At 64.3% G+C, this 21,245-nt stretch carries 16 protein-coding genes; 10 read left to right on the forward strand and 6 right to left on the reverse strand.

Translation table 11 applies throughout. From position 1 onward, the window contains the following. The first annotated feature begins 71 nt into the window (after nucleotides 1–71). Nucleotides 72–962, forward strand: coding sequence for a LysR family transcriptional regulator (locus ACTIF2_RS03880; RefSeq protein WP_439495723.1), 891 nt, complete (start codon nucleotides 72–74; stop codon nucleotides 960–962). Between the two features lie 314 nt (nucleotides 963–1,276). On the opposite strand, the gene ACTIF2_RS03885 is transcribed toward ACTIF2_RS03880, so the two are convergent. The 4 genes from ACTIF2_RS03885 to ACTIF2_RS03900 form a co-directional block, all read right to left on the reverse strand. After that, nucleotides 1,277–1,918, reverse strand: coding sequence for a glutathione S-transferase family protein (locus ACTIF2_RS03885; protein ID WP_439495724.1), 642 nt, complete (start codon nucleotides 1,916–1,918; stop codon nucleotides 1,277–1,279). A gap of 66 nt (nucleotides 1,919–1,984) precedes the next feature. Next, entirely contained in the window at nucleotides 1,985–3,760 is a 1,776-nt protein-coding gene (locus ACTIF2_RS03890) for a monovalent cation:proton antiporter-2 (CPA2) family protein (protein ID WP_439495725.1), read from the reverse strand. Beyond that, nucleotides 3,760–4,812 carry an Atu2307/SP_0267 family LLM class monooxygenase gene (locus ACTIF2_RS03895; RefSeq protein WP_439495726.1) on the reverse strand — a complete coding sequence of 351 codons (1,053 nt, stop codon included), beginning with the start codon at nucleotides 4,810–4,812 and terminating at the stop codon, nucleotides 3,760–3,762. Before ACTIF2_RS03895 ends, ACTIF2_RS03890 begins: the two co-directional genes overlap by 1 nt. 308 nt (nucleotides 4,813–5,120) lie before the next feature. Beyond that, nucleotides 5,121–5,774: a hydrolase gene (locus ACTIF2_RS03900; protein WP_439495727.1), complete on the reverse strand. Its 654-nt coding sequence runs from the start codon at nucleotides 5,772–5,774 to the stop codon at nucleotides 5,121–5,123. Nucleotides 5,775–5,916: 142 nt separating this feature from the next. Here ACTIF2_RS03900 and ACTIF2_RS03905 point away from each other — a divergent pair, with 142 nt between their 5' ends. Then, a complete protein-coding gene (locus ACTIF2_RS03905; protein WP_439495728.1) occupies nucleotides 5,917–6,810 on the forward strand; it encodes a LysR family transcriptional regulator in 894 nt (297 codons plus the stop codon). 325 nt (nucleotides 6,811–7,135) lie between these two features. Here the strand turns inward: ACTIF2_RS03905 and ACTIF2_RS03910 are convergent, their stop codons facing one another. After that, nucleotides 7,136–7,819, reverse strand: coding sequence for a Crp/Fnr family transcriptional regulator (locus ACTIF2_RS03910; RefSeq protein ID WP_439495729.1), 684 nt, complete (start codon nucleotides 7,817–7,819; stop codon nucleotides 7,136–7,138). 438 nt (nucleotides 7,820–8,257) lie between these two features. Between ACTIF2_RS03910 and ACTIF2_RS03915 the strand changes: the two genes are divergently transcribed. Genes ACTIF2_RS03915 through ACTIF2_RS03925 form a run of 3 tightly spaced genes read left to right on the forward strand, consistent with a single transcriptional unit; the run spans nucleotide 8,258 to nucleotide 12,307 of the window. Then, nucleotides 8,258–10,201, forward strand: a complete 1,944-nt coding sequence (locus ACTIF2_RS03915; RefSeq protein WP_439495730.1) for an adenylate/guanylate cyclase domain-containing protein — start codon at nucleotides 8,258–8,260, stop codon at nucleotides 10,199–10,201. A gap of 49 nt (nucleotides 10,202–10,250) precedes the next feature. Next, complete coding sequence (locus ACTIF2_RS03920) at nucleotides 10,251–11,282, forward strand: phosphatase PAP2 family protein (protein WP_439495731.1); 1,032 nt, start codon at nucleotides 10,251–10,253, stop codon at nucleotides 11,280–11,282. Beyond that, the gene (locus ACTIF2_RS03925) at nucleotides 11,279–12,307 is read left to right on the forward strand and encodes a G1 family glutamic endopeptidase (RefSeq protein WP_439495732.1); all 1,029 of its coding nucleotides are present in this window, start codon (nucleotides 11,279–11,281) and stop codon (nucleotides 12,305–12,307) included. The genes ACTIF2_RS03920 and ACTIF2_RS03925 overlap by 4 nt, the downstream gene beginning before the upstream one ends. A gap of 20 nt (nucleotides 12,308–12,327) precedes the next feature. Here the strand turns inward: ACTIF2_RS03925 and ACTIF2_RS03930 are convergent, their stop codons facing one another. Next, nucleotides 12,328–15,420, reverse strand: a complete 3,093-nt coding sequence (locus tag ACTIF2_RS03930; RefSeq protein WP_439495733.1) for a cyclic nucleotide-binding domain-containing protein — start codon at nucleotides 15,418–15,420, stop codon at nucleotides 12,328–12,330. Between the two features lie 403 nt (nucleotides 15,421–15,823). Between ACTIF2_RS03930 and ACTIF2_RS03935 the strand changes: the two genes are divergently transcribed. The 5 genes from ACTIF2_RS03935 to ACTIF2_RS03955 all read left to right on the forward strand — a co-directional run bounded on the left by ACTIF2_RS03935 (nucleotide 15,824) and on the right by ACTIF2_RS03955 (nucleotide 21,236). Continuing rightward, nucleotides 15,824–17,419, forward strand: a complete 1,596-nt coding sequence (locus tag ACTIF2_RS03935) for an SUMF1/EgtB/PvdO family nonheme iron enzyme (protein WP_439495734.1) — start codon at nucleotides 15,824–15,826, stop codon at nucleotides 17,417–17,419. A gap of 12 nt (nucleotides 17,420–17,431) precedes the next feature. Further along, a complete protein-coding gene (locus tag ACTIF2_RS03940; protein WP_439495735.1) occupies nucleotides 17,432–17,941 on the forward strand; it encodes a DUF4399 domain-containing protein in 510 nt (169 codons plus the stop codon). Between the two features lie 181 nt (nucleotides 17,942–18,122). After that, nucleotides 18,123–19,454: an extracellular solute-binding protein gene (locus tag ACTIF2_RS03945; RefSeq protein WP_439495736.1), complete on the forward strand. Its 1,332-nt coding sequence runs from the start codon at nucleotides 18,123–18,125 to the stop codon at nucleotides 19,452–19,454. 10 nt (nucleotides 19,455–19,464) lie between these two features. After that, complete coding sequence (locus ACTIF2_RS03950) at nucleotides 19,465–20,415, forward strand: carbohydrate ABC transporter permease (protein WP_439495737.1); 951 nt, start codon at nucleotides 19,465–19,467, stop codon at nucleotides 20,413–20,415. Continuing rightward, on the forward strand, nucleotides 20,412–21,236 hold the full coding sequence (locus ACTIF2_RS03955) for a carbohydrate ABC transporter permease (RefSeq protein WP_439495738.1): 825 nt from the start codon (nucleotides 20,412–20,414) through the stop codon (nucleotides 21,234–21,236). Before ACTIF2_RS03950 ends, ACTIF2_RS03955 begins: the two co-directional genes overlap by 4 nt. Nucleotides 21,237–21,245 lie beyond the last annotated feature (9 nt).

Here is a 21,245-nt window from a genome sequence, read left to right on the forward strand (position 1 = left end):
CGGGAACACTATTGACCAACGAGGCGTCGCTCGTATGCTGAAATAATGGCATATATCAATGATCATTTATCATGAAGCATCCGATCGATGGCATCGAGGCGTTCATCCAGATCGCGGAGCTCGGGAGCTTCAACAAGGCGGCGGAAAAGCTGCACGTCACGCAGACAGGGTTGACGCGGCGGATTCAGCGGCTCGAAGCCCATGTCGGCCTCAGGCTGATCGACCGCACCACCCGCACCGTCGCGCTGACGAGCATCGGTCGCGAATTCCTGCCGGAGGCCAAGCGCATGGTCGACGCCGTCGACCGTTCATTTGAGCGGCTGAAGACCATGTCGCGCTTCTCGACCGGCGACATCACGATCGCTTCGGTCCCGTCACTGATGTACGGACGCCTGCCCCGCATCCTGCGGAGCTATGCCACGCAGCATCCGAGCAACCGTGTCGAGATTCTCGACCGGACCAGCATGCTCGTCATCGAAGCGGTGCGTCGGCGTCAGGCCGAGTTCGGACTGCACGTCCAGCCTCCCAACCAGCCGGACCTTCACAACGAGATCATGGTCCGCGATCCCTTCGTCGTCTACTGCCGGAACGATCACCCGCTTGCGGGGCGCCCGGCCATCGCCTGGGCGGATCTGGCCGGCCATGACCTGATCACGCTGGGCGGCAGCAGCGGCAACCGGCTGCTCATGGAAGCGCAATTGTCGCGCTCTGGGATCGAGGTCAAAACCAAGTTTGTGGTCGAGTATTTTTCGAGCGCCATTGGGCTGGCCTCCGAAGGGTTGGGCATCGCTATCCTCGTGGCCTCCCTCGTCGAGAACCTGCGTCCCGACCTCGCCCAGATTCCGCTGGTGGACCCAATCGTCGATCGCCCCGTCTCGCTGATCCGCCGGCGTGGCGAAACACTGACCCCTGCCGCCCAGGCGCTTTACAACCTGATCGCGCGTGATCTCGGTCCATTGTGACGTGCATGAGGGTGCCCGGAAGCGGGCGTTCTCGGCGTCAGGAAAGGGCCAAAATTTGTCGACTTGGTCCCCGACAAAATGCTCCGGGGCTCGCGTGCTCGCCACGAAGACAGGTGACGAGTTTCGCACCGTCGACGCCAGGAACCGGAACGAGGACGGACGGGCCCGGCCGTGAGGCGCAGGCCGCCAGGGCGAGCACCAGCGCTGCGATCAGCGCCGCCGCCATGTACCGCACGGATTGCTGTCGATCCGTCATCGTCGTCGCTCCCCGTCCCGGCGATCAGCGTCCCTGGCGCACCATGAACCAGCGATCGTCAGTCCCCTCGCTTCTCGTGGCCAGCGGCTTGCTCGCGCGCCAGCACTCTCTGTACCGCCGGATCGGCTGCGATCCTGTCAAGCAAAGCCTGGACGTTGGGGTACTCGTTCAGCCGGTTGGGCAGCAGCTTCGTTGCCCACCGCATCATTGGAAACGCATACGCATCGATGACCGAGCGTCCGCCCTCTAGGATGTATTCGCGTCCATCGAGATGCCGGTCCAGGATGGCAAATTGCTTCGCCACCAGTTCCTGCCCCGCTTCCGTCACGGCCTTGCGCGCGACATCGCTCGTCTCGGTCGTGTAACGGGAGGGCATGAAGATCGGCCAGAAGGCGGCGTGAACGTCCGACGTGAAGAAAGCGGACCAGCGATGCGCTTCGGCTTTGGCGCGCAGCCCGTTGCCGCCCGCAAGCATGGCCTCGGGGTGTTTGTGCGCCAGATAGTCCAGGATGGCGCCGGCTTGCGTCAGAAGCCAGCCGTCATCCTCGCGAAGGGTCGGCACTGCGCCAGCGGGGTTCACCGCAAGCAGTTCCTGGGAGCCGTATTGCACCCTGACCGCTTCATACGGCCTACCGATCCATTCGAGTGTGATGTGAGGAGCCAGCGAGCAGGCACCGAGTGCATAGTAAAGCGTAGGCATTGATGTTGTTGATCTCCTTGCTCTTGCTGCGAGCGCCGTCAGCGCCATGGCGGGCCGACACGTTCCTTAGCTGTGAGGGCCACTCTGACCCGGCGTTCCACTCAGCGTTTCCGGGAGGGGCTGGAGGAGCAACCTGTCGCGGCCCGACATGGCGTCTCCCTGCACCTGTTCGGCGAGCCGCTCGGTGTCGCGCCGGCGGATGTCCTCGGCGGCTTCCTCGATGTCGACATCGGCAAAGCCCAGCGCCCGCAGGCCCTCCGCCCCCATCAGATAGGCGGATTCGACCGTCTCGCGGATCTGATAGTCGACACCGGCGCGGATCAGATCCACGGCATGTCCGCGGTCATAGCTTCGCACCAGGAGCCTGGCCTGAGGAAACTCGTGCTGCGCCAGTTCCACGATCTGCAGCGCGGCCTTGGGATCGTCGACGCAGATCATGATCGCATCGGCCACTCCGGCGCCGGAGTGGCGCAGGACGTCGAGCCGGGCGCCGTCGCCGAAATAGACCTTGAAGCCATATCGTTCCGCATCGCGGATCCGGTCGGGCTCGTTGTCGATCACGGACAGGTCGACGCCTTTCGACAGCAGCGCCTGCGAGGCGATCTGGCCGAAGCGGCCGAAGCCGATGAGGAGGATCCGGCCCTTCAGATCGTGGGCGGGATCGACGCCGTCCATCGATGCGTCCGCACGAAGCAGCTTGTTCGTCGCGATCATGAGCAGCGGGGTCAGGGCCATGGACAGGATCACGACGGTGGAGAACAGCGCGTTCTCCCGCGCATCGATCACGCCGCCCGACGTCGCCGCGGCGTAGAGCACGAAGGCGAACTCGCCGCCCTGCAGGAACATCGAGGTTCGGTGCAATGCCCGGTGGTTGGAGCCGCCGAACAGCCGGGCGACCGCATAGACCACGACGCCCTTCGCGACCGTGAAGGCGGCCAGCATGGCCAGTAGAAGCCGCCATTCGGCCGCGACGACGGAAAGGTCGAGCGACATGCCCACGGCCAGGAAGAACAGCCCCATGAGCAGGCCACGAAACGGCTCGATGTCGCTCTCGATCTGGTGCCGGTAGCTCGAACTCGACAGCATCACCCCGGCGAGGAAAGCGCCCATCGCCATCGACAGCCCGGCGACCTCCATGAGCAGAGCCGTGCCGAGGACCACCAGCAGCGCGCCCGCCGTCAGGACCTCGCGCGTCCGCGCCCGCGCCAGCAGGGCGAAGAGCGGGTTCAGAGCCCAGCGCGACACCGCCAGGAGCACAGACAGGGCTGCCGCCGCCGCCAGAATGCCGGTCCATCCCGCCTCTCCTTGCGAGAGAGGCGACAGAAGGGCGACCACCGCCAGAAGCGGCACGATCATCAGATCCTCGAACAGGAGGATCGCGACCGACTTCTGCCCCTCCGCGCTCGAGATCTCGCCGCGGTCCTGCAGCACCGACATGATGACGGCGGTCGAGGACAGGACGAAGCCCGCCCCGGCGATGAAAGCGACCGGACCGGACAGCCCGAATACCGCCGCGCCCGTCAGCGAAAGCGCAGCGATCGCCCCGGCGACCTGGGCAAGGCCCAGCCCGAAGATCTGGCCGCGCATCGCCCAGAGCTTGGGCGGGCGCAGTTCCAGTCCGATCACGAACAGGAACATCACCACGCCCAGCTCCGAGAAATGCAGGATGGACTGGGCGTCGGTGAACAGGCCGAGCACCGATGGCCCCACCAGCATACCGGCGGCGAAGTAACCGAGGACCGAGCCGAGGCCGAGCCGCCGGAACAGTGGCACTGCAACTACCGCCGCTCCCATGAGAACGATCGCAGGAGCGATCGTCTGCCCCAAACCAGCTTCAGCCATCAGGTCGCCTTTTCGGTTTCGTGGGTGGCCGCCCTGACGATCGGCGCGACCTCGGTGCCGAGAAGTTCGATCGAACGCTTCATCGCGGCCGTTTCGAGCGAGGCGGTGCTCATCTGGAAGGTGATGCGCGAGACGCCGCCGAGTGTCTCGCTCGCCTGAAGCATCTTCGCCGCGACCGTCGCCGGATCGCCGATCAGGAACGCGCCTTCCGGGCTGGCCATTGCGTCGAACTGCTGGCGCGACGGCGGCGGCCAGCCGCGCTCGCGGCCGATCTTTTCCGTCAGATGCGCCCAGCCGGGGAAGAATGCCTCCCGGGCCGCCATGTCGGTCTCGCCGACGAAGCCCATCGCGTGGACGCCCACCTTGAGCGTTTCGAGGCTGTGCCCGGCGCTCAGGCCGGTTTCCCGATAGAGATCGACGAGCGGACGGAAGCGCTCGAAGGTGCCACCGATGATCGCCACCATCAGCGGCACGCCGAGCGTGCCGGCGCGCGCGAAGGATTGCGGCGTGCCGCCAACGCCGATCCAGAGCGGCAGGCGCGGCTGATGCGGACGCGGATAGACACCCTGACCTTCCAGCGCCGCGCGGAAGCGCCCCTTCCAGATCGGATAGGTCGTCTCGTTCAGCTTCAGGAGCAGGCCGAGCTTCTCGGCGAAGAGCTCGTCATAGTCCCGGGGGTCCATACCGAACAGCGGATAGGCTTCGCCGAACGAGCCACGGCCGACGATGATCTCGACCCGCCCCCTGGCGATCAGGTCCAGCGTCGCGAACTCCTGAAAGATCCGTACCGGGTCGGCGGCGCTCAGCACCGTCACCGCGCTCGTCAGTCGGATCTGGCTGGTGCGGGCCGCAGCTGCGGCCAGAATGATCGCCGGCGCGGAATCGAGAAACTCGGCGCGATGGTGCTCTCCGATGCCAAAGACATCGAGCCCGGCCCGGTCGGCGACCTCGACCTCTTCGAGGAGATCGGCCATGCGATCGGTTGCGGAGGGAAGCTTGCCCGTCGCCGGATCGGGGAGGATCGCTGCAAAACTGTCGATACCGATTTCCATGAATGGTCCTTGCAAATTCGTGTGGCGGCGCGGGAGGAGAGCGGCGATCCGGGCAACCGCTTCTGCAGCCAGGGTAACGCTCGATCGTCAGGGTCGGCGCGCGCCCGATATCCGTGGCGAGCTGGGCTTCTGCTGGAACAGGTAGCGCTGCCGCCACGAAAGCGATGGTCCACTTCCGCGCCGACAGATGTCGCAGGCGTCCGCGAAAGCAGGGGCTCGACGGCGGCGCCTGCAAAGGGGATGGCGAGCCGCGACACCAGGTCCGTCGTCTCGCAACGCATCTCGCCGCGTCTCGCCATCCGGCCTGGTCAGCCAGCGGCGCTCGGGGCCGGCGTGTTGAGCAGCTGCTGCTCCCACAGGTACGCCATGCCGCTACCGGCCATGTGATCCTTGAGGAGCTCGACCAATGCAGGGAGGGTCTCTGCCCTCGTGTAGTCGCGCTGCCATTCGCACGCGAGCGCCATCCACGTCATCATGTTGCAGCCCGCCGCGATCATGCGCTGGATCGCCACCTCATGGGCTTCAACGGACACGCCGCCGCAGGCGTCCGTAATGACTGTCACGTCCCAGCCTTCGCCGGCAGCCTGAATCGCCGGCATTGCCACGCAGATCTCCGTGAACAGACCGGCGATGATCAGCTGCTTGCGACCGGTCTTCTTGACCGCGTCGACGACCTTCTGGTCTTCCCAGGTGTTGATGAGCATCCGGTCGATCACTTCCTGGCCGGGGAAGACATCGGTGATCTGCGGGAAGATGAGACCGCCCCGGTCGGCCAGCACGCTCGTGAGGATGGTCGGGACGCTGAATGCCTTGGCGGCTTTCGCCAGGCCCGTAGCATTGTTGACCGCCATATGCGGGTCGTGACTGTTCAGGTTGGTGAGCTGATAGGGCTGATGGTCGATCAGAACGAGAACCGAATCCTCAGGACGAAGGAGCGACTTCAGGCCGTTGCGAAAGGTCATGGCTATCCTTTTCTGATGTCGTCAGTGAACGTGAGCGTGTTCCGAGGTGATCCCGGGCACGCCGCCTTGTTCTGACGTTCCTTTAAACGTTACGATAGTGCCGCCGGGCGCGAAGCTGTGTCGCGCAATGGGGAACGCCGACGTGGAAATCGAGGATCTGCAGACATTCGTCGAGGTCGCGGACGCTGGGGGCGTTTCGGCTGCCGCGCGCCGGCTTGGCATCTCCAAATCCATCGTCAGCCGACGGCTGATCCGCCTGGAAGCAGATGTCGGCGTGCAGCTTGTCGCGCGAACCACCCGCGGCGCCGCGCTGACGGAAGCCGGGGCGTTGTTCCGAGACTATGCAGCCAGAGCTTGCCTCGAGATCGACATGGCCAGGGAAACGATCGTGCCGGACGGCGACCTCCGCGGCCGTCTGCGGATCGCAATGCCGCTCACATTCGGCCCGACGCATTTTACGCCCATGCTCGCGGAGATGTCGCGACGGCACCCGCAACTCCACATCCATGCTTCCTATAGCGATCGCTTCGTCGATCTCGTCGCCGAGGGCTTCGATTGCGCGATCCGGGTCGGCACCCTTCGGGATTCCAATCTGGTCGCCAGGCGCGTCGGGCCGATCCTGGGAACGCTGGTCGCGAGCCCGGACTATATCAAGGCCCATGGCTCACCTGAGAAGCCGGAGGACCTCCTTTCCCATCAGGTCCTTATGCAAGGAACCGAAAGCTGGCGGTTCATGGACGGCGACGAGATCGTCACGGTGCAGCCCCGAGGACATTTCAAGGCCGATAACGGCACGGCGCTCGCCGTCGCCGCTGCGGCGGGACTAGGCATCGCCCGCCTTCCCGACTGCATCATCCACGAGCATGTGGCCTCCGGTGCGCTTGTTCCGGTCATGCCTCGCTATCCACTGCCCCAGGCAGGCGCGTATGTCGTGCGCCCGCCGGGCCAGCATCCCGAACGGAAGATCCGGGTCCTCACCGAGTTGCTGATCGAGTTATTCGAACACGATCCGCGCTTTGGGGGAGTGCGTCGCTAGAGCAGGATGCGAAAAAGTGGGAACCGGCTTTTCGCATCGATCCTGCTCTAACTTGTTGGTGAGAGACGGATTCAGCTTTCAGGTGGGATCGCTGCGCGATTCCATCTGAAAGCATCCGGCTCTAGCAGGTAAACCGCGGAGAACCCGCAAAGGTCCGCCTGTACGCGTCGGTCGTGCTGCAGCCGTGTCCTGATCGCCCAGATGTGGCGCGGCTTCAGGGGAGGCTTGGGGCCTATGATACGCCCGGCATTCCAGGCCGGACGTGGGCGTCGCCGCGGCTCGAAGCCTGTTTCAAGCCCCGGCACGGCGCTTTTGCGCGTGCCATTCAGCTTCTCCCGATCTTTGCCAGTCGCCGGAAACCGTCCATGTCATGAATGACCAGGCGCCCGCGCCCGAGGGACAGAACCCCGGTGCGCTTCCAGCTTTGAAGCTGACGGTTCACCGTTTCCCGCGTGACGCCTGCGAGCGACGCCAACTCCTCCTGCGACGCGTGCACCTCGGTCCCATAATCGATGGCCAGCATCAGGATGCGCCTTGCCAACCGCGTCGGCGCGGGCAGGAACTTCGTCTCCTCCATGCGATCGATGACGTCGCGCAGCCGGGAGCAAAGAAGCTCGATCAGTTGCAGCGCGATCGAAGGCTCGCATGCGAGCAGGCCAAGGAAGTCGCGCCGCGGCAGGAAGAAGAGGTCGGTGTCCTCCATCGCAACCGCGTCTGCCGTTCGCGAGCGGCCGTCGAGCAGAGCGATCTCGCCGAAAACGTCACCGCCTCCGAGGACGTTCATCGTCATTTGCTGCCCGAGTTCGTCGGTCGTTCCAATCCGGATCAGCCCGCGCCGGATGGCATAAAGCCCGTCGCTCGGATCCCCTTTCAGGAACAGGACGTCTCGCGCGGCAAGGTGCTGCTGCCGGCAGATGCCCGCGATCTTGTCCAGGGTGCCCTGGACCAACCCTGAAAAGAACGGGTTCGCCGACAGGAGGCTCGCAATGCGATGAGGGTCCTCGTTCATTCCGAGACCTCGACGACCGGCTCTGCGACGCAGCCAGAGCTTATGTGATCCAGCGCACAGAACGCGAGGCGGGAACGGCTCAGAAATTCGTCCCGATCAGCCGCCGCGACCGCCACCCGCGGTCATGGCGGGAACCGATCCAGGAGGGGAGTTCATCGTGTACAACGCTTTTGACCATCATCACGCGCCGTTGAACCTAGCATCTCTGGAGCCGCTGCGCGACACGTCGCAGGCCGTCCGGACGCCGGGATGCCCATTCCTCGGGCGGCTGTCACGCCAAAGTCGGCGCCTATGGCGGTGGCTGATGCCGGCCCGCGACAATCGCCCGACAGGCATCCATCCGGGACATCTCGACGATCATACCTTGAGCGACATCGGGCTGACGCGCATCGACATAATCTATCGGAGCCCAAGATAGCCGGCCGGAGCTATCCCGGCTTGTCTCGGCGCGCAGGCGCCGGGCAAACCGGGACCGGGATTGGCCGGAGCAGCCTGCGTTTCCGCGCCAAGGTCCAGCCACAGCGCATAGAGGTGGACCGAGCACAGCTCTCATGTCAGCATTCGACGAAGCTTGACTCATCGCTGGCAGTCCCGGCCGCCACGGATCGGTCCGGACGTGAGAGCTTCGTAGCGAAGATGCAACGTCATCTGACCGCCATCCTCTCGGCCGACGTCGTCGGCTACATGCGCATGAGCGAGACGGCCGAGGAAGCGACGCATAGTCGCCTGATGAGTCTGCGCGCCAGCCTGATCGACCCCTGCGTGCGCGAGCATGGCGGGCGCATCGTCAAGAACATGGGCGATGGGTTTCTGGCCACATTCGACAATGCGCCCGCGGCAACGAATTGCGCTCTTTCGCTGCAGCGCGCCCTTGCGACAGCCACGGCGGACCAGCCCACGGCCCTCCGTATCGCGTTTCGCATGGGCATTCACCTCGCCAGCGTCATTCTCGAGAACGACGATATCTTCGGCGACGGCGTCAATATCGCCGCCCGGCTTCAATCCTATGCCGAGCAGGGGAGCGTCATCATATCCCAGGCGGTCTTCGAGACGCTCGACGACGCAACAAAGGCGCTGGGCTTCGATCTGGGCGAGATATTCCTGCGAAATCACGAAAGCCCGGTGCGCGTGTTTGACCTTCGACCCGCCCCAGGGGTCAAGCAGACGCGCAAGATCGGCGAAAGCCCGATCGGCATCGACGAAAGAGCGTCGATCGCCGTCCTTCCTTTCCGCATGAACAGCCCGAAATCCTACCTCGCGGACGGCGTCGTCGACTCGATCATACAGTCGCTGTCTGGGCTCAAGGAGCTCTTCGTCATCTCGCGCGGATCGACCTTGGAATACGGCCGGCGGCGGGTCGACCCGGTGGCGATCGGGCGCAAGCTCGGCGTTCGCTACGTGATGGATGGCGCGGTCGCGCTCTCCGAGGGGCATGTCCGCATCAGCACCGAGCTCATCGCCAACGAAAACGGTGCGGTCGTCAGTGCCGACCATTATGACGGCAAGATGGGTGAGCTGTTCGAGTTGCAAGACCGCATCTCCCTGAAGCTCGTCAGGACGATCGCGCCCCATATCCGCGAACGGGAGCTGCGGCGGGCTTTGCGCAAGCACCCCCAGAACATGACGAGCTATGACCTGCTGCTCCAGGCCCTCGACCTGCTCTACAAAATGGATGCCGATAGTTTCGCCCGCGCCAGGGGGCTTCTCCAGCAAGCGATGGTGCTGGATCCGTCCTATGCGCCCCCCTTCACCTATGCCGCGCTGTGGCACGTCTTCCGCGTCGGCGAGCTCGGATCGCCCGACCCGGATGCCGATGGCCAGGCCGCGGCCGACTGCGCGCTGGCGGCGATCGAGCGCGATGGCAACGACGCCCTGGCTCTCGCGATCTACGGCCACGTCCAGGCCTTCCTGCTGCATGATCCCGTCACCGCGCAGCGCTTCCTCGATCGGGCGATCGAAGCCGGGCCAAGCGTCGCCATGGCCTGGACGATGAGCAGCGCGACGCGTGGTTTCGTCGGCAACGGTCCCTTGGCGGTGCTGCATGGCGACAAGGGGCAGCGCCTGGCGCCGGCCGACCCCTACCGGTTCTGGCATGAGGGCATCCTGGCCCAGGCACATTACATCGATGGCGACTACGATCAGGCTGTCGGCTGGGCCCGCAGCGCAGTCGCCCATAACCCTTCAATTCGCTTTACATTGCGGACGCTTGCCGCCAGCCTTGCCGCTGCAGGGCAACTGACGGCGGCTGCGAGCGCGGCCGACCGCCTCCTGCTGGTCCAGCCGGACTTCCGGCTGACCTCCTACGCGCCGCGCTGCCCGTTCGTGCCGCCAATCCTGGAGCAATGGATCGGGCACCTGCGGAAGGCGGGACTGCCTGACTGAGCCGAGGCCTGACGACTTTGCCGTAGCAGCAACTGTGCGGGGGCGAACCATGACCGGCAACACGGGAAACACCGGAAATACCGGCAACACTGGAAACGCGGGCATCAGCGGAGACGTGGGAGGCGGCTGGTTCGTGCCGGACAGGGCCGATTTCCCTTTTGTCACGGAGACCTATCCCATCGGCCCGAATGCGGTGGGGCGCCTCAGCGGTCTATCTCGGACGGTGCATATCCGCGATGAATCCACCGGCTCCAGTCGAAGGATCAGATTCCGGAGCGCCGATGATGACGATGCTCCATCGGTCGAGTTCGACGACAACAACTGGGCCGCCCGCTGGTATGCATTCCAGATTCTGGCCCGCTTCGCCAAGAATTGGGAGCCTAGCGCGGTCCGTGACGACCTTGCCGATATCCTCCTCGATCTCAACAAATACGCCGACCCCAACGACCCGAGCTCGGGAACGAAGCAAGCGCTCGAGATCGATATCCTCTGCGCGATGGCCCGGGATGAGCGAGCATCCGCGCTCGGCGAGATCCTGAGCCAGGATGTCGAGTTCATCACGACATTCATGGAATTGCTGGCCATGACGCCCGGCTCGCACCCGCGCACCTTCCGCGTCCTGCACATCGCCAGCCTGGTCGGCTCCTTCGCCGCATTGCATTTCAAGCATGAGTTCAACCGGCCGCGCCCATCCTGGCAGTGTCCGGCACTCTTGCCGCCGGTGCCGGTTCCCGGCCACTCGGCCTATCCGAGCGGGCACGCGACCCAGGCTCATCTGATCGCGTTGTGCATGCGGCACGTGCTGACGCTGGTCGATCCTCCCCTGCCCCAGGACGATACCGACGCCCTGGGGGAGGCAATGAGCGCCCTGGCGCGCCGCGTCGCGCGCAATCGTGAAATCGCGGGCCTTCACTACCCGAGCGATTCCGCTGCAGGAGAAGTCCTGGCGAGCGCTGTTTTCGACATCTTGGCCGAGTCCGATTCACAAAACCCGGGCGGCTATGTGATCAGGCCGTTCGGGCGCGCTGTCATCGCCGCAGCAAAAAGGGAATGGACGCCCGACAGGGTTTTCCCGCTATGACCGGCTTCGGCAAGACCCAAGGCGGCGATAGGGAGACGCAAAGACAAAGGCGGATCCAGGCCTTTGGCCTCCCGCCCGACGATTTCGACCCTTCGGCCGCGTCCGAGAGCGAGCTGATCAGATTCGGCCTGCCCACCCTCGACGCGAGGACCTCCAACCCGCTGGCCACCGCCTTTCGCCACACGTTCCTGCAACAGCCGGCCGATGGTCGTCGGCTACGCTTCATATCGGCTCTGCCGGCGGCCGGCGTCGCGCCGGTGGCCCCGCTGATCCCGCTCGCGGCGATCGCGGCCCAGCCGGTGCAGAAGAGCGTCAACTGGTCCGGCGGCTATGTCGCATCGCGCGGCGGCCACAGCTTCGTCTCGGTCATGGCGAACTGGACGGTTCCCTCGGTATCGATTCCTCCCGGCGGAACCGAGCCGGACTATCGCAGCTCGACCTGGATCGGGCTCGATGGCCAGAAATTCTATCTGGACTCCTCGCTGCCGCAGATCGGCACGAGCCAGCGCTGCAGGCCCGGCGCCGCCGGAGGGGCGGAGTACGCTGCCTGGTTCCAGTGGTGGGCTCGCGACCGGGGGACGCAGGAGGAGAGCCTGCTTTTGCCGGTTTCTCCCGGCGACGAGATAAGCGCCATCATCAGGGCATCGGGCGAGACCGCGGTCATCTGCAACATGAAGAATGTGACCAAGGGCATCATGCTGGAGGCCTTCACGGCTTTTGCGCCAGGGCCCTGTCGCATCAGCGGTGCCACGGCCGAATGGATCATGGAGCGGCCCAGCCCGCCTGAATCAGACGGGTGGAAGGCCTATGATCTTCCCGCCTACGCGTCTTTCGCGTTTACCGATTGCATTGCCGAGGCGCGCGGCGCCGCAAGCCCGGAGCTGTATGATCACGGCCTGGAGACGGCGCGGCTGATCCGGATGTATGAGATCACCGCCAGCCCGAGGCGCGTCCGCACGATCTCCACCGCTCGCCGCATCCTTGATCCTGCGAAGAAGCTGGAACTGGCCTATGTCGCGCCATGACCCGACCGAGCCGGTTCCGGTCAAGGCACGGGGGCGCCGCCATCCCGGTCACGCTGGCTTGCCGCCGCCGCGTTGTCCTGAAGGCGCTTGACCATCAGGCGCGTGACCGACAGTGCCATCTGCGGGAATTCTGCGAGAAGCGCCAGGAAGACGTCCTTGCGCAGCTTCAGCGCCTCGACCGCGGAGGTTGCGACGATCGTTGCCGAGCGGGGATCGCCGGTGACGAGGCCCATTTCGCCAACGATTGAATTCTGGCCGACGCCCGACATCCGCATGGGGCCATGCTCGTCGGTCTCGACCATCACATCGGCCGTGCCCGAGAGCAGCACATAGGCCGCATCCGATTCATCGCCCTGTCGGAACAGCACGTCGCCTTCGGCGAAGACAATGCGTTCGCTGGTGAAGGCGAGGAGCTTGAGGCGAACCATATCGAGATCGCCGAAGATGGGCACTGACCGGAGGATCCGGATTTCATTGCTGTCGGTCGCCGCGCGGTCCGCCTCGGGCTCGATCGGCGCAGCCGGGTCCGGCGTCATTGCGGCGCCCCCCTTGTCCCGCGAAGCGGCCCGCCTGGCCCCGTCGAAGGCAATGTGCAGATCATAGCCGTCGTCGGGGCGGAGGTCGCGCCCTGCGACGATCAGTGTCCTGCCATTCATCGCGGCTCGGATGCGAGCCAGGATCTGCCGCGCCTCGGTCTGGCCGAAGGCGCCGAACGCATTGTTGAGAACGAGCAGTTGCGGCTGCTTGATGAGGCAACGCGCAAGCGCGATCTGAGCCTTCATGGCGGGGAAAAGCAGCCGCCCCGCATAGCCGACAGGCTGTTCGAGACCCAGCCGATAGACGGCGTCATCCAGGCCAAGCTCCGTCAGCGTTTCGCGAATGAGCTCGTCGGCGGCGCCATGCAGCACCAGCCCGAACAGGAGATTGTCACGCAGTGGCGCCGCCGGGCAGTAACGCTGCGGGTCGTAGAACGCGAACGAGTGCGCTGGATCCGACGAGGCGTGTTCACGAAACGCGGATCGGGCCGCCAGGATGCGCGCCTCGACATCCTTGTCCAGCAACCCGAGGCGGTGTCGGGGCTCGGCATAGAGAAGCGCCAGCCCGACGAGCCGCGTGTGGTCGGCCTCATTATCCGTGCCGGCCTCCACCCGGCCAAGCAGCTCCCGGTAGGTCTGGAAGCTCTCGGCAGCCATGAAGGAATACTGCTCGAAAAGCACATGGCCAGGGGGGAGATCGTGGAAGATTTCCAGCATCGTCGCGGCGATCCGCCGCCCGATCTCGACGAGAGTTCCGGTCAGGGCGAGTTCGGCGAGAACGCGCCGGATCAGGACATGGCTGGCCAGCTGCTCGCCGGCCAATGCGCGCCCGACCGGCACACCGAAGATGATATTCTCGCCGATCGTGGCGTTATGCGCGTAACGACTCGGATCGTAGGATTCGATCATGGCCCCGGCACTGCGTTCGGCAAGCCTGGCACGGACCCGGGCGCGAATATCCGAGATCCGCCGCACGATATCGGATGAGCTTTCAGGGTCGAGCTTGCCGGAAAGCCCGAACCGGAACACCGGGTCGGCAAGCCCTGCAACATGCAGCACGTCGACCAGCTTCAGTTCGAGTTCGGCCTCGTCCGCGGCGTGCGCCAGGCGATGGTCGATCGTCCAGCCGGCCGGGTTTATGTCGCCGGGCTCTATCCGGCGCAGGCCGTAAAGAATGTTGTCGCGCAGGGACCCATCGAGAAGCACGGGCTCGGGGCCGACATAGCCAATCGCACGAGCACGCTCTTCGGGCGGCAGCGCTGATATGGGCAGATCAGCGATGGTCAGCGAACCATCACTGGCGCTGAGTCCGCCGCCCAGCAATTGCGCCAGGACACCCGCACCCTCGCTTGCCCCACCCGACAGCGCGATGTGCCGTTGCAGCGGCAGCGACACCGAGACCTCGTCGAGAACGCGATCCCCGGCCGGATTCACGACCGTCAGCCTGCGCGCCACGATCTGGCCTATGACGGGCAAACCCGTCGCGTCGCCCGGTCGTCCGGCGACCGAGTTTTCGGCAGAACCATCGATGTTCAACCCGAAATGCTCGACCACCTGCTGGAACTTGGTCTCGACATCCAGCCGCTGCTGATCCCAATCGATCAGCTCTTTCACCGGAGATGGCAGATCGCGATAGGCGGCGATGACGGCAACCAGCTGGCCGAGCTCGAGACGGCCCGTGAGAGCGAAATAGCCTCCGATGGTGTAGAACAGGAACGGCGTGGTCTGCGCCAGCATGTTGTTCAGCATCTTGACCGCAAACTTGCGTTCGTAGAGCCGGTAGCGAATGCCGAAGAGCAGCTCCAGCCGCTGGGCGACCTGGCTCTTCTCGACGGCGTATGTCGCATGGTTGGAGATTTCGGCGATGGTCTCGACCGCCTCTCCGACCTTGCCGGCGAAAGCGCGCGACGCGATCTGGCGCTCCTTGCCGAGCCGGATCTGCTCACGCCGCAAGCGTGGGATGACGGCGCCCTGGATCAGGATCATCCCCAGCGCGATCAGGCCGAGCAGGAGGTTCTGCACGAGAATGTAGACCAGGGCGGTCAGCGCCTGGCCGGCAAGAAAAATCGGCTGCACAAAGGCATCGCCGACGAAGCCGCCAATCGGCTCGACCTCATCCTTGATCATCGTCGCGGCCTCGGACGGCTTGAGCCGCTGGAGCGCTTCGGGCTTCGCGCTCAGCACCGCCGAGAACAGGTTGAGGCGCAGGCGTTGCAGCAATCGTTCGCCCAACGCCCCCTTGCGCATGTTGATGACGTATTTGAATCCGCCATTGATGATGACGAGCAGTAGAAAGAGCCCGGACAGCGCAAATAGATAAGCCAGCCTGTCGAGCCATACCCCGTCGAACGCGATATACGTGCCGCCAAATCGTTCCGGCAGGTTCAGTGCAATGTGAAATATCCTGGCGGTCTCCCGACCTTCCGCGAAGGCTCGCCCTTGGAGGGCGTCCGAGATGATGTATCGCGGCAAGTCGAGCGAAAAATAGTAAAATGGAAACGATAGTATAGCTACGCAGATAATCTTGATCTGCTCGCCCCGGCTGTATCTCCAGACATAATCGAAGAAGCCGGTCATCGCCGCCGCTGCTTTGAAAATTTACGGAATTCGGTGAAAAAGCCGATTCTGTAGCACTATGCGCTTCAGCCGCCCTGTTCATGCCCCCACGTACATTCATTCGTCCCGGTCACGAATGCTGCGAGAACGCGCCGCGATTTCGTAGGCAATTCTGCGCGATCCTTAACGGCTCCATGATATCAGATCGGAAAGGCACGCGTCAGCGGCGATCGCGAAAGCGCCGGCCAGCATCGCGACAATGTGCAGGCTGGACCGATCCGGACCGCATGAGAGGCCACTTTCTCCAGGTACGTGAAGCGCCGGTACCGGAACTTGTGCTCGCGGATCAGCGGAAAATTCGACGCTTCGAGCGCTAGCTGATATAAAATCGGCTGGGCTGACTGAACATCTATTGGTGGTTGTGATGCGCGAAGAGTTTTCAACTCATCCGCACGCTCATCGTAAGCTCGCGGCTATCCTCGCAGCGGACATTGCTGGCTACAGCCAGATGATGGGTCGCGACGAGGAAGGAACAGTTCGTCGGCTGAAGCACGTTCGCCGCGAGATCGTCGACCCCACACTTGAAGAGCACTATGGCAGGCTCATAAAGAACACTGGCGATGGCTTCGTCGCCATGTTCGATAGTCCGCTCGAAGCTGTAAGATGCGCGATCGTCATTCAGCAATCTGTTGCGGCAAGAAACACCGGTCTTCCGCTGGACTACTGGCTGCAATACCGGATCGGGGTCAATCTAGGTGACGTGATCGTCGAGCAGGACGATGTATTTGGCGATGGCGTCAACGTTGCCGCCCGCCTGGAGGCTCTGGCAACACCCGGCGGGGTCTATATTTCAGGCGGCGTTTACGAACAGATCAAGAACAAACTGGTCTGCGGATATCAGTCGCTCGGCGACGAAAAGCTGAAGAACATCACCGATCCTGTTCGCATCTATCGTGTGCTTCCTGATCCGGCTTCAGTCACTCATGCGACGCGAAAGAGACCGCGTTTTCTGGTCCCAGCGGGGATCGCAGCAGCTTTTGCGCTGGCTGCCGCCGGCCTCTACTCCATCGGGCCCTGGCCGGACGGCGGAGCGCCGGGGCTGGTATCTGTCGAACGGCTCCGGCAATGGGTGCCCGCCGCGTTTACTTCAGTGGCGAACCGTCCTGCGCCTGCTCCGCGAATTGAACCGCCAGCAAGCAGCAACGCGGACACGGTCAAGTCTTTCGCACCGTCGGCCGATACCGCAACGGGTGTCGCGGCTTCGGGCGCACAGGTCGCGATTTCCACTCCGAACCCTCCTGCCACAGGGACGATCCAAACCACCTCCGGCTTCCGCGATTGCGAGACCTGCCCCGAGATGATCCGCATACCCGGCGGGGCTTTTCGGATGGGCAGCGACGAAGACGCCTCCGAGCAACCGATCCGGACCGTGACCGTCGCACCGTTCGCGATCGGCTTGTCCCCCGTCTCCGTCGCCGAGTGGAACCGATGCGCCGCGGCAAAGGGCTGTAACGTGACGCTCGAGGGAAGCGACACAGCCCCAGCCCGCAATCTGAGCTGGCTCGATGCCAAGCAATATGTGGACTGGCTCGCGCAGGCGACCGGCAAACCTTACCGTTTGCCGAGCGAAGCGGAGTGGGAATACGCCGCCAGAGCGGGGACTTCGACCCGCTTCTGGTGGGGGCGCGAGCTCGAGCCCGGCAAGGCCAATTGCAAGGACTGCGGCCTAACCCAGGACCCGAAAGCTCCGATGCCCGTCGGCAGTTTTGCACGCAATGCATTCGGTGGCGCGGATTTCGGAGGCGGGGTCGCGCAGTGGGTCGCCGATTGCTGGCTGCCCAACTACCGCGATGCGCCGCTGGATGGCTCCCCTCGAACGGCTGAAAATTGCCGTTCGAACGTGTTGAGAGGTGGCTCCTGGCGAAGCAACGCCGCCGCCATCAGGCCAGCGAGCCGGACCCATTACGATACGGGCGTCCGTTACCCGGCACACGGATTCAGGATTGCTCGCTCGCTCTGACAGGAGAGTGCCATGGTCCGACCAGCCAGCTGCACCTTGTTTGCCTTTGCCGTAGTCAGCCTTTCCCCTCCAGTAGCCTTAGCGCAGACAGCGCCAGCCCCAAGACCTTCCGCATCGCAACGAGCACCTGCTCCGGATGCGCGCCTGTACATCATCTACCCTTGGAACGGAGCGCAGATCCGCGGCGAATTCTGGGTGCGGTTCGGCCTGCGAAACATGGGCGTGACGCAGGCCGGCAGCTCCGCACCGAATGCCGGACATCATCATCTCCTGGTCGATGTCACGGACGCGATCGATCCCGAAGAGCCGATTCCGACGGACAACAAGCATCTTCACTTCGGTGCGGGTCAGACGGAGGCGAGGCTCGAGCTGCCGCCTGGAAAACACACCCTCCAATTGGTGCTCGGTGACTCAGAACACAGGCCATTCAAGCCGATGCTCATCTCCAACAAGGTGACCATCACTGTGTTGCCAGCGGCGCCGGCGAAAACCTCGAAGAAAAGCAGGGGGAGGAGTGGTTAGGGCGAATGGCCCGCGCCGAGGCGCCACGACGGCCCCCGAACACTGTTTGAAAGCAAACTTGCTCTTTGGCGGCGGGCCGGAGCGATCTGTCCGAAGTTACCCACAATTACTCAGCGTGCCCCGACAAGCCGATTGAGGCCCCATAGTCGATCTGCTGTCCTGCTCCCAACAAAGAAAACACATGGGAGGATCGACAATGATGGGGCTTTCGCGCCGCCAGTTCACGCTGGGCGCTCTCGCCGCCGGCGCCTCGCACACCGCGCTCGTGCAACACTGTGCCGCTCAGGCCGCGGCTGCCGCAGCGACCCGCAACCTGCCCAGGACCCATGCCGGCAAGACGGTGAAGGTGGTCTGGGGCAACACGCCGGCCTATGTCGCGTCTGCCGAGGTGGCGAAGGAATTCACGGCCGCCAGCGGCATCCAGGTCGAGTTCTCGGCCCTGCCGACGGCTGAGCGCTACCAGAAGATGGTGCTGGACACGACGACCAACACCAACTCCTTCGATGTCTACCTCGTCGCCTATCAGTGGAAGGAGCAGGTCGCGCCATTCGTGATCGACCATGCCGACCTCGACAAGGACGTCGCCGGCATTCCCGCGATGAACTGGGACGACTATGCCCCGCGCGCGCTCGCGGCCTATTCCAAGGTCGGCGACAAGCTCGCGACCATCCCGATCAACGGCGACACCTCCTTCACGGTCTGGAACAAGGATGCCTTCACCAAGGCCGGGCTCGACCCGGAGCAGGGGCCGGCGACCTGGAAGCAGCTCGTCGAGAACGGCGTCAAGCTGAAGCAGGGCGACCAGTACGGCTACAACATGCCGGCCGGCAAGACGATCCAGACCGGCTGCGTCTGGATCACGCTGTTCCACAGCTTCGGCGGACAGTATTTCGATGCCGCCGGCAAGCCGCTGCTCGACAGCAAGGCGAGCGTCGAGGCCTTCCGGTTCATGAAGGAGCAACTCGGTCCGGTCAGCCCTCCCGGCAACCTGACCTGGGATTTCCCCGAGATGATCGCGAGCGTCTCCTCGGCGCAGGCGGCGCAGGGCTATATGTGGGCCGGCGGCGTCGGCTCGCTCTACGATCCGACCAAGTCGAAGATCGCCAAGTCGATCGGCTACGCGCCGACGCCCGAGACCGTGCTGCTCGGCGGCTGGGGCCTCTCGGTCGGCGCGAAGTCGCGCAATCTCGATGCGGCGAAGCTCTTCGTCGGCTGGTTCACCTCGCCCGAAATCGTCAAGCAGACCGCTTTGGTCGGCCTCTCGCCGACGCGTCGCTCGGCCCTGCTCGATCCTGAGACCAATGCCCGCTACCCGTTCTTCCCCACGGTGCTCAAGGCGATGGAGGGCAATGTCGCGACCTATGCGCCGATCAAGGATGCCGAGCAGGTCAACATCCAGATCTATGACGAGGCCAATGCCGTCTGCTCGGGCACCAAGACCCCGGAACAGGGTGCCGCCGCCCTGCAGGAGCGCGTGACCACATTGCTCAAGCGCCGTGGCTACATCCAGTGAGCGGCAGGCCGTGACCAGCTCGCACGTGCTGGCGGCCGGACAGCAGAACGCGCCGGCCGCAATCCGCAAGACGCAGACCCATCGCCGGGCAACGGTGCCGCTCGAGCCCTACTGGTTCATGGCGCCGGCGGTGATCATGCTTGCGACCGTCTATCTCGGGCCGATGATCTACGCGGTCATGACCAGCACGACCCATTGGGTGCTGACCGAGCCCGGCAGCGAGACCATCCGCGCCGGGCTGGAGAACTACAAGGACGTGCTCGGGGCCCCATCCTTCTGGCAGGCCGTCAAGATCACGCTGCTTTACACGCTGACCTCGGTCACGCTCAGCCTGACGCTCGGAACGCTGCTGGCCTTGCTGCTCGACAACGAGCTGCATTTCGCCTCGTTCTTCCGCTCGATCATGCTGATCCCGATGGTGATCACGCCAGCGGTGATCGCGATCTTCTGGAAGCTGCTCTACGAGCAGGAACAGGGCGTGCTCAACTCGCTGCTGGTTGCCATGGGCTTCGCAAAGGTCGCCTGGCTCGGGCTCGACCATGCCTTCTTCGCCATGGTGATCATGGATTCCTGGCAGAACACGCCGTTCTTCATGCTGGTGATCCTGGCCGGACTGCAATCGGTCGACAGCAATTTGATGGATGCGGCGCGCGTCGACGGCGCCAACGTCTTCCAGCGCTTCCGCTATGTCACCCTGCCCCATCTCGTGCCGTACATGCTGATCGCGGCGGCCTTCCGCGGCATCGCCACGATGAACGATTTCGACAAGATCTGGCTGCTGACCCAGGGCGGGCCGGGCGAGGCGACGACGACGATCACCGTCTACACCTACAAGATCGCCTTCTCCTCCTTCGACATGGGCCGCACCACCGCGATCGCCATGATCTTCGTCGTCATCGTGCTGGTCGCCAGTTCGCCGCTGCTGCGGCACCTGTTCCGGACGGCGCGGAGGCCGGCATGACGCTCACGCTCTCCCATTCCACGAAGCGCTTGCTGCTCAGCCTGCTCTGCCTTTGCCTCGGCATCATCTACCTCTTCCCCTATGCCTGGATGGTGCTGACCGGCTTCCGCTCGGCCGTCGACACGCTGTCGCTGCGCTTCATCTTCGAGCCGACGCTGGAAGGCTTCCGCAGCGTGCTCGGCGACAGCATCTTCCGCGCCTACATGCTGAACAGCATCATCGTCTCGACGCTGACGACAGCGGTGGTGCTGACCGTCGCGGCACCGGCCGCCTTCGCGCTGGCGCATCTGCCGATCCGGGGCACCGGCTTCCTGCTCTTCGTGCTGATCGTGCGCATGGTGCCGGGCATCGCCATCCTGATCCCGATCTATCTTGTCGCCTCGCGGTTGGGCGTGCTCGACACCCATGGCGTGCTGATCGTGCTTTACGCCACCTTCAACCTTCCCTTCGCGATCTGGCTGCTGCGCGGCTTCTTCTGCGACGTGCCGGGCGAGATCCGCGAGGCGGCGATCATCGACGGCTGCTCGGAGCGCCAGGTCTTCCTCAAGATCATGCTGCCCCTGACCTCGAGCGGCATCGTCGCGACCGGCGTCTTCGTCTTCATCGCCGCCTGGAACGAGTTCCTGTTCGCCCTGGCGCTGACCAACAGCTTCGCCTCGACGGCGCCGCTCGCCATGGTCGCCTTCCGCAGCGAATACGGCGTGCAATGGCCCTCGATCGGCGCCGCCGCCTTCATCATCTCGACACCGGTCGTGCTGTTCGCGGTGGTGATGCAGCGTTTCCTGGTGCGCGGGCTGACCATGGGCTCGGTCAAGGGCTGAAGCCCAGGC

Origin of the sequence: Allobosea sp., assembly GCF_051860145.1 — a bacterium.
In the GTDB taxonomy this organism is placed as follows: domain Bacteria; phylum Pseudomonadota; class Alphaproteobacteria; order Rhizobiales; family Beijerinckiaceae; genus Allobosea.